Consider the following 15,893-nt stretch of genomic DNA (forward strand, 5'->3'; position numbering starts at 1 on the left):
CTCAATTAAACCAGGACGCCGGACTGGCGCAGGGCCTGTCGCAGCGGTTCGTGACAGGCTTCGCTGAGCCGGGTGAGCGGCAGACGGATACCGTCCGGCATCAAGCCCATCTCAAACAGCGCCCATTTCACGGGAATAGGGTTGGATTCAATAAACAGTGTCTTGTTGAGCGGCATCAGCTTCTCGTGGATCGCGCGGGCGGTCACGGCATCACCGGCGATGGCGGCGGCGCACAGCTCGCTCATGGCGCGCGGGGCGACGTTGGCGGTCACCGAGATGTTGCCTTTGCCCCCCAGCAGGATCAGCTCGACAGCCGTGGCGTCGTCACCGGAATACACCAGGAAGTCGCTGCTCACGCCGGCCAGGATGTCCTTGGCGCGCTGCAGGTCACCGGTGGCTTCTTTGATACCAATGATGTTCGGCACGGTGGACAGGCGGATCACGGTCTCGGCCTTCATGTCGCAGGCTGTGCGGCCGGGTACGTTGTAGAGGATCTGCGGGATATCAACGGCTTCGGCAATGGTGCGAAAGTGCTGGTACAGGCCTTCCTGGGTCGGCTTGTTGTAGTACGGGGTCACCAGCAGGCAGGCATCGGCGCCGGCTTTTTTGGCGTTTTTGGTCAGCTCGATCGCTTCACGCGTCGAGTTGGCGCCCGTACCGGCGATCACGGCGATACGGCCCGCGACGCGCTTGACCACGAATTCGATCACCTGAATGTGTTCTTCCACATCCAGTGTGGCCGACTCACCTGTGGTGCCGACCGCCACAATGGCGTTGGTGCCCTCTTGCAGGTGGAAGTCCACCAGTTTGCCCAGGCTATCCCAGTCGAGATGACCTTGTGCATCCATGGGTGTGACCAGTGCCACCATACTGCCCGCAATCATGCAACCGCTCCTGCCGGAAAAAGAGAGCCGTAATGGTACTGGCGCCAAGATGCTTGTACAAGCGAAGTACCGCCTGAGGATGCGTTCTGGGGCAACTAAACGATGGGCAATGCCATCATTGGCTCAAAGCGTGCCTTGAAGCACGCTGAAATCAGACCGATCACGCAATGAAAACGCCACCTCCTATCCCTTGGCGGCGGTTTTCGCTACCCTTCATCCTTTGATCGATACAGCCCTGACCGTATCGACCGCTCATCGTTTTAGGAAGGCTGCATGTCCACCCCCACAGTTCGCGAACAATTCCTTGTTATCAGTGCCCTCGGCGCCAACCCCATGGAGCTGACCAACGTCCTGTGCCGCGCCAGCCATGAAAACCGCTGCGCCGTCGTAACCTCCCGCCTCACGCGCCATGGCGAGTGCAGCGCGCTGGTGCTGCAGATTTCCGGCACCTGGGACGCCCTGGCGCGTCTGGAAACCGGCCTGCCGGGCCTGGCCAAGAAGCATGACTTCACCGTCAACGTAGTGCGCAGCGCCGCACTGGAAAACCGCCCGCAGGCTCTGCCTTATGTGGCATACGTCAGCTCGGCTTACCGTTCGGACATCGTCAACGAACTGTGCCAGTTCTTTATCGACCACAACGTCGAGCTCGAGAACCTGACCTGCGACACCTACCAGGCGCCACAGACCGGCGGCACCATGCTCAACGCCACGTTTACCGTGACCTTGCCGGCGGGCGTGCAGATCAGTTGGTTGCGTGACCAGTTCCTGGATTTCGCCGATGCCCTGAATCTCGACGCCTTGATCGAGCCATGGCGCCCACAGAACCCAATGTAAGGAAGTATCTATCCATGCCGGTAGTCATCGATAAACCCGTGGCCGATTTCGAAGCCCAGGCCACCAGCGGCCAGACTTTCAGCCTCGCAGCCCTCAAGGGCAAGCAAGTGGTGATCTACTTCTATCCGAAAGACAGCACGCCGGGCTGCACCACCGAAGGCCAGGGCTTTCGGGACCAGTACGCAGCGTTCAAGGCCGCCAACACCGAGGTGTTTGGCGTGTCGCGCGACAGCGTGAAGTCCCACGAAAACTTCAAGGCCAAGCAGGAATTTCCCTTCGAGCTGATCAGCGACAAGGACGAGGCGGTTTGCCAGTTGTTTGATGTGATCAAACTGAAGAAGCTTTACGGCAAGGAATACCTGGGCGTTGATCGCAGCACCTTTTTGATCGACAAGGACGGCGTGCTGCGTCAGGAATGGCGTGGCGTGAAAGTGCCAGGGCATGTGGACGCTGTTTTGGCGGCGGCGCAGGCGCTGAGCAAGGCTTGAATCGTTGGGGCGAACACCGGGTGTTCGCCCCCCTCGTTACAACAAAGGCGCCACCGCCGGTTCTTGCCGCGGCCACGCATCCAGTACGGCCTTGAACAGTGTCGCCAGGGGAATCGCAAAGAACACACCCCAAAACCCCCACAGCCCGCCAAATAACAACACCGCACAGATGATCGCCACCGGGTGCAGGTTGACAGCCTCCGAGAACAGCAACGGCACCAGTACGTTTCCGTCCAGGGTCTGGATAATGCCGTACACCGCCATCAGGTAGATGAACTGATCACTCCAGCCCCACTGGAACAGCGCAATCAACATCACCGGCACCGTTACCACCACCGCGCCGACGTAGGGCACCACCACCGACACACCCACCAGCAACGCCAGCAATGCCGCGTAGTTCAGGCCGAGTGCGACGAAAGCGATGTAGGTGACGCCCCCACAGATGACGATCTCAATGACCTTGCCGCGGATGTAATTGGCAATCTGCCGGTTCATTTCCTCCGCCACCCGGGTAATCAACGCTCGCTCACGCGGCAGGTAACCGCTTACCCAGCGGCCGATCATCGCGCGGTCCTTGAGAAAGAAGAACACCAGGATCGGCACCAGCACCAGATAGATCATGATGTTGACCAGCAACGGCAGGCTCGACAGGGAAAAGGTCAGCGCCCATTGCCCGAACTTTCCGATCTCGCCGCGCGCCACTTCGATGGCCTGCAGCACCTGCTCGTCCGACACCAGGTGCGGATAGCGTTCCGGCAACAGCAGCAACAGCGATTGCCACTTGGCGAGCATGCCCGGCAACTCGTTGAATAACGTGATCAGTTGATGCCACAGCAACGGCAGCACCACCACGATGAACACCACCAACAGCCCCATGAACAACGCAAACACCAACCCTACCGCGACCCCGCCCGGCAAACGCATACGCTCCAGCGTGGTGACCAGGCCTTGCATCAGGTAAGCCAACACCATCCCGGCCAGCACCGGTGCCAACATGCCGCCCAAGGTGAGTACGGCGGTGAAGGCCAGGAACAGCAGGACCGCCAGCACCACGGCTTCTTCATCGGAGAAGTAGCGCTGAATCCAGTCTCGTAACACTTTGAACATCAATCAACCTCGGGCGGTAGGGGCAAACGGTTCAGGCCTTGCGCAACCAATAGCGGTATACACCGGCGGCATCTTCTTCATGCAACAGGGTGTGGCCAGCCAACTTGGCAAACGTGCGGAAATCACGCTGGGAGCCTGCGTCCGTGGCGATCACCTTGAGCACTGCGCCGCTGGCCAATCGATTGAGTTCCAGCTTGGCCTTAAGCAACGGCAACGGGCAATTGAGGCCGCTGGCATCGAGTTCGGCATCAAAGGCTACAGCGTCGGTCATGGTTTTACTCCGGGCACGCGTTTGGGGTGCTTAGAATATCTGGTCCGAAGCTCAGTGTCCGGCTACAGTAAGCTCTTTGTCGAAAGGCTCTGTGCATGACTTTTTTGCGCCCTACCCTGCTGACGCTGGCCTGCCTGCTGGCCTCTCCGGGCTTCGCTGACGACCTGCCGTCACTTGGCGACGCCAGTTCTGCCATTGTCTCGCCACAACAGGAATACCAGTTGGGCCGTGCTTGGCTTGCCTACCTGCGCGGCCAGGTCTCGCAACTCAATGACCCACAACTCAAGGATTACGTGGAAACCAGCGTGTACAAGCTGGTGGAGACCAGTCAGGTCAATGACCGGCGCCTGGAGTTCATCCTGATCAACAGCCCACAACTCAACGCCTTTGCCGCCCCCGGTGGGATTGTCGGGGTCAACGGCGGTTTGTTCCTCAACGCGCAAACCGAAGGCGAATATGCTTCGGTACTCGCCCACGAATTGGCTCACTTGTCCCAGCGCCACTTCGCCCGCGGTGTGGAAGCGCAGTCGCGCATGCAGATCCCGATGATGGCCGCTTTGCTCGGCGGCATCATCGCTGCGGCAGCGGGTGCGGGTGATGCCGGCATTGCCGCGATTGCCGGCAGCCAGGCGGCAGCCATCCAGGAGCAACGCCGGTTCTCCCGTCAGAACGAACAGGAGGCTGATCGTATCGGCATTCTTAACCTGGAAAAAGCCGGTTACGACCCGCGCTCCATGCCGACCATGTTCGAACGACTGATGCGTCAATATCGCTTCGACGCCAAGCCACCGGAGTTCCTGCTGACTCACCCGGTTACCGAATCACGGATCGCCGACACCCGTAACCGCGCCGAGCAAGCCAAACCCGGCGGCAAGGAAGACAGCCTGCGCTATCAACTGATTCGCGCGCGCGTGCAGTTGCAATACGAGGATACGCCCGGTCTTGCGGCCAAACGCTTCCAGGCGCAGTTGGACGAGAACCCTAAAAACGATGTGGCTCGCTATGGCCTGGCCATCGCCCAGATCAAGGGCACTCAACTCAAGGAAGCGCGGGAAACCCTGGCACCGCTGCTGGCCAAGGCGCCCAATGACATCACGTACAACCTGGCGCAAATCGAGCTGGACATCACCAACAACCGCTTGCCGGATGCCCAGCAACGCACTGACCGGATGCTCACCCAGTACCCCGGCAACTACCCGCTCAACCAGGTGCGCGTGGACTTGTTGCTTAAGCAGAACCGAACCGCCGATGCGGAGAAAGCGTTGGATGCGTTGCTCAAATCCCGTCCCGATGACCCCGACGTCTGGTACCAGGTCGCCGAGACACGCGGACTGTCCGGCAACATCATTGGCTTGCATCAAGCCCGCGCCGAGTACTTTGCATTGGTAGGCGACTTCCAGCAGGCCATTCAGCAACTGGATTTTGCCAAGCGCCGGGCCGGCAACAACTTCCCGCTGTCGTCTCGTATCGACGCGCGCCAGCGTGAGCTGATCGAGCAGGAACGCTTGGTAAAAGGAATGATGAGCTAAATACATCGCCCACAAAAAAGCCCCGCTTTCGCGGGGCTTTTTATTGGCCTGGAAGTTACTCGGCCAGCTTGAAGGTAATGAAGCTCGCACGCCCTTGACGCAAGACACGCATCGACACCGAACGGTTCTTCGGCAGCGCCTTGGCGATGTCGGTGAACTGCTTGGTGGAGTCGATGGCCTGATTGTTCAGGTGAGTGATCACGTCACCTGGCTGCAGGCCAATCAGAGAGGCAGGGCCGTCCTGCACTTCCTTGATCACTACGCCACTTTTAAGGTCGAAGCTTTTCTTCTGCTCATCAGTCAGCTCAGCCACGGCAATGCCCAGGCGATTGCTGCTGCGCTCGGCACCCGGTTTGGCGTTGCCCAGAGCGTCCAGGGTGGCGCCCTCTTCCGGGATCGCACCAACGGTCAGCTCAACGGTCTGGCGCTTGCCATCACGAATCACTTCCAGCTTGGCTTTGCTGCCGGCCTTGAGTGCACCGACCAAGTGCGGCAGGTCAGCCGACATGATGATCGGTTGGCCATTCATGCTCAGGATCACGTCACCGACTTGCAGGCCACCTTTGGCAGCCGGGCCGTCGTCCTGGATCTGGGCGACCAGGGCACCGGCCGGCTTATCGAGACCGAACGACTCAGCCAGGTCCTTGTTCACTTCCTGGATCACTACGCCCAACCAGCCACGGCTGACCTTGCCACCGCTCTTGAGCTGGTTGGAAACGTCCATGGCCACGTCAATCGGAATAGCAAAGGACACCCCCATGAAGCCACCGGAGCGGGTATAAATCTGCGAGTTGATCCCGACCACTTCGCCCGCCAGGTTGAACAGCGGACCGCCGGAGTTACCCGGGTTGATCGGCACGTCGGTCTGGATGAATGGCACGTAGTTTTCATTTGGCAAGCTGCGGCCAATGGCACTGACGATGCCCTGGGTGACGGTATGGTCAAAGCCGAACGGTGAACCGATCGCTACTACCCACTGGCCGGCTTTCAGGTCCTGGGATTTACCCAGTTTCAGTACCGGCAAATCTTTGCCGTCGATTTTCAGCAAGGCCACGTCGGAACGTGGGTCGGTGCCGATCAGCTTGGCTTTCAACTCACTGCGATCCGCCAGGCGCACAAGAATCTCGTCGGCGTCGGCAATCACGTGGTTGTTGGTGAGGATGTAGCCGTCAGGCGAGATGATGAAGCCCGAGCCCAAGGACTGTGCCTCACGCTGACCACCGCCGCCGCCACGCGGGGAACGCTGTTGCGGCATGCCACGCTCGAAGAACTCGCGCAGCATTGGCGGCAGGCCTTCAAGATCGGGCATCTGCTGGTTCGAGACTTTGCGATCCGGCAGTTTTTGCGTGGTACTGATGTTCACCACGGCAGGCGAGGCCTGCTCCACCAGCTGGGTGAAGTCAGGCAATTCGGCCGCTTGCGCGGGCACGGCCTGACCCAGCACCAGCACCGTGGCGACTATGGATAGGTAAGACTTCAAACGTGGTATCGACATACAGCTCCCGTTACGACGAGCAGGGTTGAGCGACAGGGTTCAAGAAACGCCGAAAAGTGCGACCGACATCTTTGTTCCGCGAACAAAACAAGGCCAGGGCCGACAAGCCCTGACCTATAAAAAACATGGGGATTTTTTGCAAGTGAAAATACTGATCCTGAAGTTTCATGCTTCCAGCCTCCAACCAAGCACAGGCTCACATTGAAAGGTCAGGATGAACATAGGATTAACGACTCACGGCTTTGCGGCAGCGGTTTTTTCACCGCGCACCGACAGCGCGATGCGTTCGGCAGTGCCGATGGGGATTTCGCCCACAACGGTCACCATCACTTCACCCTCTACCGTGTTCAAGCGGCGCGATACGGCAACGGTCGGGCCCAGCTGAGTACGGGTTTCGCTCACGCTGGCACCATCGGTCGACTCAAGAAACACCGAAAAACGTGCCAGCCCATCGTCGTACATCAGGCTATCGACCGTGGACTTGGTCTGGGTATCTTTGCGTGCAGTACTGCTGGTGAGCTGAAACCCCGGAGGCAGCCAATCCAAGTGCCACGCATGGGTGGCGGGGATTTCAGGCGCCTTGCTATTGGCAAGCGCGATAGGTGCGCAATCACCGCTGGGCTGCAAGTCTCGGTCAGAGAGCGCGACCGACGTGTTCAGTCGAGTGAACTGGAAACGCTCCAACAATTGTCCCTGTTCATTAAGTAACAAGGATTTGAGCGGCAACGCAGTTTGACGATCAAGGTGCAACTCGAAACCATACCGATACTGATCGCGCGGCGTGATCGAGATAATCACCGCATTTCGACCGGCCACGCGAGATTTGCCAATGACGGCCAATTCGTAGAGTTGAGTGAGTTTTTGCGGATCAAGGGCGCGCGATGGCGCTTCGGGCGAATTACCCAGGCCGGCAACCAGAGCGCCACTGACGCATTGGGTTCGACCGTCTACCCGCACCAATTCCTGAGCTGATCCGTCGAGTTGCAAGAGCCGCTCACGGACATGCCCGTCTTGAATACGGTGCCAGATATCGTGGGTAGAGAAACTGCCGTTACGCTCGTAGACAAACGTACCTTCGAAGCTTTGCTGCTGTTCTGCACGCCCAAGTCGAGTCAGCCAGTCTTGGGCTTCGTCGGCATGGGCGGATAGTGCAAAACAACCACTGAGCAAAAGCGTAAGGAGCGGTATGGCGCGCATAGGGCTCCTTAACGGTTTAGCGGTTTTCCAGACTTGCTGCACGAGCGTATGGCAGAGCGCTTTCAGTGCCTTTCAAAGCCGATTCCTGTGCGTGTTGGCGCAGGTAGCCTGGAAGACGCTGATCCTGCCAGCCGGATTGCCCTTGAAGTACACCGTTAGCCATAGGGCCGGTGGTATCGGAGCTTTCCTTATAGCCGGCCAGCACTGCTGGACCTTTGACTTGCGGACCGGCCATGACCGGTTGCTGAGTCTGTTGGGCCAGTTCGGCACCGGCTATTTCGTCCTGGTTGTACAGGCGAACACCGGCCAGCACGGCAACAGTTACCGAAGCAGCTACTGCCAAACGACCCAGGCTACGCCATGGACCACGAGCAGCTTTTGCCGGAACGGCTTCATCAGCCAGCGCAGCAGAAACGGCCGCAGCAATATCCAGACGAGGGATTAGAAGATCCTTGTGCATCACCGCCCGAGCGACTTGGTAACGAGACCAGGTATCACGGGTTTCGGCATCATCAAATGCATTGAGCACTCGACGAAGTTCCAGTTCATCCGCTTCGTTATCCATCACTGCGGACAGCGATTCCTGCAGGGCATCACGACTCATGGCGGTTCCTCTCTTGGCTGTCGCCGCTGTCTTTAGTTTTCCTGCAACAACGGTTGCAAGGCTTTATCGATGGCTTCCCGGGCCCGGAAAATCCGTGACCTTACAGTCCCCACCGGACACTGCATGACGCTCGCAATGTCTTCGTAACTCAGACCATCGAATTCACGTAAAGTTAACGCCGTACGCAAATCTTCTGGAAGTTGCTGAATTGTGCGATGAACGGTGCCTTCAATCTCGTCGCGCAGCAATGCACGCTCCGGCGACTCGAGATCTTTGAGGCCGTGATCACCATCATAAAATTCTGCATCTTCTGAACTTACATCACTGTCCGGTGGGCGGCGGCCGCGAGACACCAGATAGTTCTTCGCCGTGTTAATGGCGATGCGGTACAGCCACGTATAAAACGCACTATCACCGCGGAAGTTGCCAAGTGCACGGTACGCCTTGATAAAGGCTTCCTGTGCAACGTCCTGCGCTTCATGGGTGTCGTGCACAAAACGCACGATCAACCCGAGAATTTTGTGCTGGTATTTCAGCACTAGCAGATCAAATGCTCGCTTGTCGCCGCGTTGAACGCGCTCGACCAGCTGCTGATCCTCTTCCTGGGTTAGCATGAACACTCCTCGTTGTACTTGGAGGAGGCTTGCATAACTAAACGATCAGGCTTGCAAACATAGACTCGGACTTTTCGCAAAAGTTCTCCCCCTCCAAGCAAGTTTCCGGCGCGCACTGATTTGGCACACACGAAAAACGCAGCACGGGCATTGCCGGCTGCGCGAATAATCTTGTCGCCGGTTTTCTGACGCGTCCAATGCTCCCGACGGGCCAATAAACTCAACGTTTTCCCAGCTTTCGGGCAACCTGCTATTGAGTCAGGGCTTATGCAAAAAGTTCCCGTCTCAATAACCAGCCGATTTTACCCAAGCTGCGCACCGTAATCTCACATTGCCACGAATGCCCGGCTATTGTGCCGCTCCCCCCCTCTATATACTAGTGGCCCGTGTGACCCTTTGATTCGCCGATCCAGGCGTCCTGTTCGCGCCACCCCTTTGGATCGCTTTTTGCGGAATCCTGCTAATGAGCCAACAGTTTCAACACGATGTCCTGGTGATCGGTAGTGGCGCGGCCGGCTTGAGCCTGGCGCTGACGCTCCCCAGCCACTTGCGCATTGCAGTCCTGAGCAAAGGCGATCTGGCCAACGGCTCGACATTCTGGGCCCAGGGCGGCGTCGCGGCAGTTCTGGACGACACTGACACCGTGCAATCCCACGTCGAAGACACCCTTAACGCCGGCGGCGGCCTGTGCAACGAAGACGCCGTACGCTTCACCGTCGAGCACAGCCGCGAAGCTATCCAATGGCTGATCGACCAGGGCGTGCCCTTCACCCGCGACGAGCATGCCGGCAGCGACGACGGCGGATTTGAATTCCACCTGACCCGCGAAGGCGGTCACAGCCATCGCCGCATCATCCATGCGGCTGACGCCACCGGTGCCGCCATTTTCAAAACCCTTCTCGAGCAGGCCCGCCAACGCCCCAACATCGAGCTGTTGGAACAACGGGTAGCCGTCGACCTGATCACCGAAAAGCGCCTGGGCCTGGCAGGCGAACGCTGCCTCGGCGCCTACGTGCTCAACCGCGCCAGCGGCGAAGTCGACACCTACGGCGCGCGCTTCACCATTCTCGCCTCGGGCGGCGCAGCCAAGGTTTATCTCTATACCAGCAACCCCGACGGTGCCTGCGGCGATGGCATTGCCATGGCGTGGCGTTCGGGCTGCCGCGTCGCGAATCTGGAATTCAACCAGTTCCACCCCACCTGCCTTTATCACCCGCAGGCCAAGAGCTTCCTGATCACCGAAGCCCTGCGCGGTGAAGGTGCGCACCTGAAACTGCCAAATGGCGAGCGCTTCATGCAACGCTTCGACCCTCGCGCTGAGCTCGCGCCGCGGGATATTGTCGCCCGCGCCATCGACCACGAGATGAAGCGCCTGGGCATCGACTGCGTCTACCTGGACATCAGCCACAAGCCCGAAGCCTTCATCAAGACCCATTTCCCCACCGTCTACGAGCGCTGCCTGGCGTTCAACATCGACATCACCCAAGGCCCGATCCCGGTAGTGCCGGCCGCGCATTACACCTGCGGCGGTGTGGTGGTGGACCAACACGGCCGCACCGACGTGCCTGGCCTGTATGCGATCGGCGAAACCAGCTTCACCGGCCTGCACGGCGCCAACCGCATGGCCAGCAACTCGCTGCTCGAATGCTTCGTCTACGCCCGCTCCGCCGCCGCCGACATCCTCGAACAACTGCCCCGCATCCCGGTACCCGCCGCCCTGCCCCGCTGGGACGCCAGCCAGGTCACCGACTCGGACGAAGACGTGATCATCGCCCACAACTGGGATGAGCTGCGCCGCTTCATGTGGGACTACGTGGGGATCGTGCGCACCAACAAGCGCCTGCAACGCGCTCAACACCGCGTGCGGTTGCTGCTGGACGAGATCGACGAGTTCTACAGCAACTATAAAGTCAGCCGTGACCTGATCGAATTGCGCAACCTGGCGCAGGTGGCGGAACTGATGATCCGCTCTGCCATGGAGCGCAAGGAGAGCCGCGGCCTGCACTACACCCTCGACTACCCGCAGATGCTGCCCGAGGCCCGGGACACTATTCTGGTGCCAGCCACCTACGGCGGCTGAACTTCAAGCGAACCCGCAGGCGCCGATGCACGTCGGCGGCCTGCGCGTCCCTGGGCACGCAGATCGAACGCACCCGCCATTCTCCCTGCACCCGATAGCGCAGCACCACGATCAACGGTAATGCCAGGCTGTCGGGACGCAGTTGCACAGGGTGCCAGCCGCGCTCATCACAAAATAGCTGCCAGCCGTCTTCGTCTCGGCGCAGACCACGAATCGACGAACGGTGGTTTAACAGGATATGACGCGGCAAAACCCACACGGCGTGAGCCAGACACAACAGAATGCCGAGGCCGTAGAACGGTAGATCCCCAAGCAGCAAGGCGCCCAACGCGAACAGCTGGGCAAGCAGATAGGCCGCCAGCAATAGCCGTGAGGCCTGCCAGCGGCATTCGAAGCGATTACTTGGGCTGGACACGATCCAGAATCATCCGAACCATGCGCTGCAGCTCCGGATCTTCAGATTCGGCGCGTTCCATGAACCAGCCGAACATGTCCTGATCTTCGCAAGTCAGCAGCCTGACGTAGAGGTCGCGGTCCACCTGATTGAGCGTCGCGTACACCTCTTTGGTGAAAGGCACCAGCAACACATCCAACTCCAGCATGCCGCGACGGCTGTGCCAGTAGAGGCGATTGATTTCTACATCTTCGACCATGGAGCGCTCCTCAAATAGAGCGCAAGTATACAGGCCCGACAGCACCGGACCAGTCGGCTTTGGTCGCACCATACGGAAACTATCCATTTGCCGGGCGCCCCTCTATGATGCACCCATGACTTTTTGACCTGCGATGACCCATGGCTGACTCCGCTTTTTTCTGCCCCTTGTCACACGAAGGCGTGCTTGCCGTCCGCGGCGCCGACGCTGCCAAGTTCCTGCAAGGGCAACTGACCTGCAACCTCAATTACCTGAGTGACACCCAGGCGAGCCTCGGCGCTCGCTGCACACAAAAAGGCCGCATGCAGTCGAGCTTTCGCATCCTGCTGCAAGGCGACGGCGTACTCCTGGCCATGGCCAGCGAACTGCTCGAACCGCAACTGGCAGATTTGAAAAAATACGCGGTGTTCTCCAAATCCAAACTCACCGACGAAAGCGCCGCCTGGGTGCGTTTCGGCCTGTCGAACGCGGATCAGGCCCTCGCCTCCCTTGGCCTTGAGCTGCCTGCCGAGACCGACAGCGTAACGCGCAGCGACACATTGATCGCCATTCGCGTTTCCCCTGGCCGCAGCGAACTCTGGGTGCCCGTCGAACACGCCGAAGCCGTGCGCGCTCAGTTGGCCACACAGCTGCAACCTGCTGACTTGAATCAATGGCTGCTGGGCCAGATCCGCGCCGGCATCGGCCAGGTCATGCCTCAGACCCGCGAACTGTTTATCCCGCAGATGCTCAACCTGCAGGCCGTCGGCGGCGTCAGCTTCAAGAAAGGCTGCTACACCGGCCAGGAAATCGTCGCGCGCATGCAATACCTGGGCAAACTCAAGCGTCGCCTGTATCGCTTGAGCCTTGATGCAACCGAATTGCCCGAGCCAGGCACCCCGCTGTTCGCGCCCAGCCACAACAGTGCTATCGGTGAGGTGGTGATTGCAGCAAAAGCTGACCAATGCGTGGAACTTCTGGCCGTGCTGCAGGCCGAAGCTGCCGACAGTGGCGATGTGCACTTAGGCACCCTGGAAGGCCCGGGCTTGCAGTTGCTCGATCTGCCTTACCAACTGGATCGCGATAAAGAGATCCAGCGTTAATCGCCGCACTTTTTTGCAGCACCCTAGAGAACATGAATGAACAAGCTGGCGGAAAAAGTCCAACAGGCTTTAGTGACGGCCATCGACAACGATGACCTGGTTCTGCCGACATTACCGGAAGTGGCCCTGAACATACGTCAGGCCGCCGAAGACCCGGAAATCAGCATCAGCCACTTGAGCAAAGTGATCGCTCGCGATACCGCCCTGTCGGCACGCCTGATCAAAGTGGTCAACAGCCCGCTGATGCGCGCGACCCAGGAAGTCACCGACCTGCATACCGCCATCACCCGGCTGGGCACCAACTACAGCAGCAACCTGGCCATTGGCCTGGTGATGGAGCAGATCTTCCACGCCCGTTCCGAAGTCGTCGATTTGAAAATGCGCGAAGTGTGGCGCCGCAGCCTGGAAGTAGCAGGTGTGAGCTATGCCTTGTGCCGCAGCCACAGCCACAGCCAGCTGAAACCTGACCAGGCAGCGCTCGGCGGTCTGGTGCATCAGATTGGCGTGCTGCCGATCCTCGCCTATGCCGAAGACCGTTACGAACTGCTCTCCGACCCGGTCAGCCTCAACCACGTGATAGAGAGCATTCACCCGCTGTTGGGCGACAAACTGCTGGGTGACTGGGATTTTCCGGAGATGCTCGCGAAGCTGCCAGGGCAATACCTGGACCTGGAACGCGACTCCGCGAGCCTGGACTACATCGACCTGGTGCAAGTCGCCGTGCTGTATTGCCACCGGGGCACCGATCATCCGCTGGCGAATGTATCGGTTGCCAGCCTGCCGGCGATCCAGAAGCTGCGCGTCGACCCCTACAGCAATGCCCTGCGTGCCGAGCTGGAAGAAGCGCGCTCGATGTTTTACTGATCAACCCGCGATAAAACTCACGCGCACCTTCAACCCCGCCAACTCGCCGTCATGCAGACTGATCTGCGCCAAGTGTGCGCGGCAGATCTCACCGACAATCGCCAGCCCCAAACCTGAGCCCATGCCCTGTTGGCTGCGGCGGTAGAAACGCTCGAATACCCGGTCCCGCTCATCCAGCGGGATGCCCGGGCCATCATCTTCCACCTCCAGAATCGCGGGCGCCGTGACCCGCAAAATCACGTTGCCTCCGGGCGGTGTGTGGGCCAGGGCGTTATCGACCAGGTTGCTCAGCAACTCGTTCAACAAGGTCGGCTCGCCCCGCAGCCACACCGGCTCATCCGCCTCCAACGCCAGCGCAACGCCGCGCGCATGCGCCAGCGGCGCCATGGCCATGCCCAATTCCCGCGCCAGTTGGCTGAGGTCGAGCAATTGCGCCCCGCCTTCGGCAATCGCTCGCGCGCCGTTTTCAATGCGTGCCAGCGACAGCAGTTGGTTGGCCAAATGGGTGAGACGGTCGGTGCCTTGGGCGGCAGTTTCCAGGGTGCTGCGCCACGTCGCCGGGGCGTCGCTGCGCAGGCCGAGTTCCAAACGCGCCTTCAGTGCCGCCAGCGGGGTGCGCAATTCGTGGGCGGCGTCGGCGATAAACTGCGCCTGGCGCTCGAACTGGCCGCGCAGGCGCTCGGTGAAGTGATTGAGGGAGCGCACCAGAGGACCGAACTCATGCTGCACTTCGACCAACGGCAATGGCCGCAAGTCGTCGGGCTGACGCTCCTCAACGGCAGTGCGCAAGCGCTCCAGCGGACGCAGCGCCGCGCTGACGGCAAACCACACCAGCAACAATGCGCCGACGGCCAACATCCCAAGGCGCAGCAAGGTGTCGGCCAGCAGGCTACGGGCCATGCTTTCGCGCGCTTCATCGGTTTCTGCAACGCGAATTTCGGCCATGCCATTCATGTTCGGTTCGGAGACAGCCTTGAGCAAACTCACCACGCGTACATGCTGGCCCTGGTAGGTGGCGTTGTAAAACCGCGCCAGCGCCGGGTAGTCGTCCGTGCGCGGCGTGCCCGGCGGCGGGCCGGGGAGGTTTTCGTAACCGGAGATCAGCTTGCGATCAATGTCATTGACCTGATAGTAAATACGCCCGGCGCTGTCGTAGGCAAAGGTGTCCAGCGCCACATAAGGCACATTCGCGCTCAGGGTGCCATCCACCTGGGTCAAGCCGGCGGCGATGGTGCGCGCTGACGCCAGCAAGGTGCGGTCGTAAGCGGTGTCGGCGGCTTCGCGCCCATTCCAGTAGGCGCTCATGCCGCTGGCGAGCATCAATACCACCAGCAACAGCGCCAGGTTCCACAGCAGGCGCCAGCGCAGGCTGCTGGGCTTATGCATCGCGGGCTTCCAGCAGATAGCCAAGGCCACGGAAAGTCACGATGGCGATAGGCTGGCCGTCGAGCTTCTTGCGCAGGCGGTGCACGTAGATTTCGATGGCGTCGGGGCTGGCCTCTTCATCCAGGCCGAACACCTGCGACGCCAATTGCTCCTTGCTCATTACCCGACCAGGGCGTGCGATCAGCGCTTCCAGCACCGCTTGCTCGCGGGAAGTCAACGTCAGCAGTTCACCACCCACGGTGAAACGCCGGGTATCGAGGTCGTAGACCAGCACGCCGCACGCTTGCTGGCGCTCACCCCCCAAGACGCTGCGGCGCAACAGCGCTTTGACCCGCGCTTCCAGCTCGGTCAACTCAAATGGCTTGGCAAGGTAGTCATCGGCGCCCAGGTTCAGGCCGTGCACGCGGTCTTTCACATCACTGCGCGCCGTCAACATCAACACAGGCAGATTTTTCCCACGCGCGCGCAGACGCGCCAACACTTCAAAACCGTCCATGCGCGGCAGCCCCACGTCGAGGATCACCACCGCATATTCCTCGCTGTTCAAGGCCAGGTCCGCGGCCACGCCATCGTGCAACACGTCGACAGTCAAACCCGTGCTCTTGAGCGCCTGGGCGACACTTTCGGCGAGTTGCAGATGGTCTTCAACCAGGAGGACACGCATGGATTTTCACCTCATTCGGGCATGGTCGACGCCACGCTTTGCGGGGCAGTTTACAGGCGCCGCCTGCCCTGTGAAGCCCGAAAACATTGAAAGGCAACTGAAAGGTTAGTGAAAGCTTCGCCCTTTAGCATCCAGCCACGG

General features: G+C 60.0%; 17 protein-coding genes. 6 read left to right on the forward strand and 11 right to left on the reverse strand.

The window, feature by feature from the left end:
* Nucleotides 1–5 precede the first annotated feature (5 nt).
* Complete coding sequence (gene dapA, locus L8K08_RS02350; protein ID WP_106577012.1) at nt 6–884, reverse strand: 4-hydroxy-tetrahydrodipicolinate synthase; 879 nt, start codon at nt 882–884, stop codon at nt 6–8.
* Nucleotides 885–1,157: 273 nt separating this feature from the next.
* On the opposite strand from dapA, the gene L8K08_RS02355 reads away from it, so the two are divergent.
* Entirely contained in the window at nt 1,158–1,718 is a 561-nt protein-coding gene (locus L8K08_RS02355) for a glycine cleavage system protein R (RefSeq protein ID WP_003172487.1), read from the forward strand.
* A gap of 14 nt (nt 1,719–1,732) precedes the next feature.
* Nucleotides 1,733–2,206, forward strand: coding sequence for a peroxiredoxin (locus L8K08_RS02360; protein WP_145162901.1), 474 nt, complete (start codon nt 1,733–1,735; stop codon nt 2,204–2,206).
* A 36-nt stretch (nt 2,207–2,242) separates the two neighbouring features.
* On the opposite strand, the gene L8K08_RS02365 is transcribed toward L8K08_RS02360, so the two are convergent.
* Together L8K08_RS02365 and L8K08_RS02370 are read right to left on the reverse strand one after the other, a co-directional pair.
* Nucleotides 2,243–3,313 carry an AI-2E family transporter gene (locus L8K08_RS02365; RefSeq protein ID WP_242194081.1) on the reverse strand — a complete coding sequence of 357 codons (1,071 nt, stop codon included), beginning with the start codon at nt 3,311–3,313 and terminating at the stop codon, nt 2,243–2,245.
* A gap of 31 nt (nt 3,314–3,344) precedes the next feature.
* The gene (locus L8K08_RS02370; RefSeq protein ID WP_010212198.1) at nt 3,345–3,584 is read right to left on the reverse strand and encodes a sulfurtransferase TusA family protein; all 240 of its coding nucleotides are present in this window, start codon (nt 3,582–3,584) and stop codon (nt 3,345–3,347) included.
* A 95-nt stretch (nt 3,585–3,679) separates the two neighbouring features.
* On the opposite strand from L8K08_RS02370, the gene L8K08_RS02375 reads away from it, so the two are divergent.
* A complete protein-coding gene (locus L8K08_RS02375; RefSeq protein WP_200623290.1) occupies nt 3,680–5,113 on the forward strand; it encodes a M48 family metalloprotease in 1,434 nt (477 codons plus the stop codon).
* A 55-nt stretch (nt 5,114–5,168) separates the two neighbouring features.
* Here the strand turns inward: L8K08_RS02375 and L8K08_RS02380 are convergent, their stop codons facing one another.
* The 4 genes from L8K08_RS02380 to rpoE form a co-directional block, all read right to left on the reverse strand.
* Nucleotides 5,169–6,608, reverse strand: coding sequence for a DegQ family serine endoprotease (locus L8K08_RS02380; protein WP_242194083.1), 1,440 nt, complete (start codon nt 6,606–6,608; stop codon nt 5,169–5,171).
* A 234-nt stretch (nt 6,609–6,842) separates the two neighbouring features.
* Entirely contained in the window at nt 6,843–7,805 is a 963-nt protein-coding gene (locus L8K08_RS02385; RefSeq protein ID WP_145162893.1) for a MucB/RseB C-terminal domain-containing protein, read from the reverse strand.
* Between the two features lie 16 nt (nt 7,806–7,821).
* On the reverse strand, nt 7,822–8,409 hold the full coding sequence (locus L8K08_RS02390; RefSeq protein WP_003172479.1) for an RseA family anti-sigma factor: 588 nt from the start codon (nt 8,407–8,409) through the stop codon (nt 7,822–7,824).
* 32 nt (nt 8,410–8,441) lie between these two features.
* Nucleotides 8,442–9,023, reverse strand: coding sequence for an RNA polymerase sigma factor RpoE (gene rpoE / locus L8K08_RS02395; RefSeq protein WP_003172477.1), 582 nt, complete (start codon nt 9,021–9,023; stop codon nt 8,442–8,444).
* 463 nt (nt 9,024–9,486) lie between these two features.
* On the opposite strand from rpoE, the gene nadB reads away from it, so the two are divergent.
* Entirely contained in the window at nt 9,487–11,103 is a 1,617-nt protein-coding gene (gene nadB, locus L8K08_RS02400) for an L-aspartate oxidase (RefSeq protein ID WP_242194085.1), read from the forward strand.
* On the opposite strand, the gene L8K08_RS02405 is transcribed toward nadB, so the two are convergent.
* Together L8K08_RS02405 and L8K08_RS02410 are read right to left on the reverse strand one after the other, a co-directional pair.
* On the reverse strand, nt 11,072–11,518 hold the full coding sequence (locus L8K08_RS02405) for a protein YgfX (RefSeq protein WP_242194087.1): 447 nt from the start codon (nt 11,516–11,518) through the stop codon (nt 11,072–11,074). The two genes, nadB and L8K08_RS02405, sit on opposite strands and share 32 nt — an antisense overlap.
* Nucleotides 11,502–11,756: a succinate dehydrogenase assembly factor 2 gene (locus L8K08_RS02410; protein WP_014717362.1), complete on the reverse strand. Its 255-nt coding sequence runs from the start codon at nt 11,754–11,756 to the stop codon at nt 11,502–11,504. Before L8K08_RS02410 ends, L8K08_RS02405 begins: the two co-directional genes overlap by 17 nt.
* 140 nt (nt 11,757–11,896) lie before the next feature.
* Here L8K08_RS02410 and L8K08_RS02415 point away from each other — a divergent pair, with 140 nt between their 5' ends.
* Together L8K08_RS02415 and L8K08_RS02420 are read left to right on the forward strand one after the other, a co-directional pair.
* Complete coding sequence (locus L8K08_RS02415) at nt 11,897–12,838, forward strand: folate-binding protein YgfZ (RefSeq protein ID WP_242194089.1); 942 nt, start codon at nt 11,897–11,899, stop codon at nt 12,836–12,838.
* Between the two features lie 36 nt (nt 12,839–12,874).
* Nucleotides 12,875–13,702 (forward strand): HDOD domain-containing protein, encoded by an 828-nt coding sequence (locus L8K08_RS02420; protein ID WP_242194091.1) that lies wholly within the window; start codon nt 12,875–12,877, stop codon nt 13,700–13,702.
* Here L8K08_RS02420 and L8K08_RS02425 read toward each other — a convergent pair whose 3' ends face one another.
* Both L8K08_RS02425 and L8K08_RS02430 read right to left on the reverse strand, forming a co-directional pair.
* On the reverse strand, nt 13,703–15,088 hold the full coding sequence (locus L8K08_RS02425; RefSeq protein ID WP_242194093.1) for a sensor histidine kinase: 1,386 nt from the start codon (nt 15,086–15,088) through the stop codon (nt 13,703–13,705).
* Nucleotides 15,081–15,752, reverse strand: a complete 672-nt coding sequence (locus tag L8K08_RS02430; protein WP_083359659.1) for a response regulator — start codon at nt 15,750–15,752, stop codon at nt 15,081–15,083. Before L8K08_RS02430 ends, L8K08_RS02425 begins: the two co-directional genes overlap by 8 nt.
* Nucleotides 15,753–15,893: the final 141 nt, after the last annotated feature.

Origin of the sequence: Pseudomonas sp. TREG-RG-20F-10-E-6-01, from assembly GCF_022662455.1 — a bacterium.
Lineage (GTDB): Bacteria > Pseudomonadota > Gammaproteobacteria > Pseudomonadales > Pseudomonadaceae > Aquipseudomonas.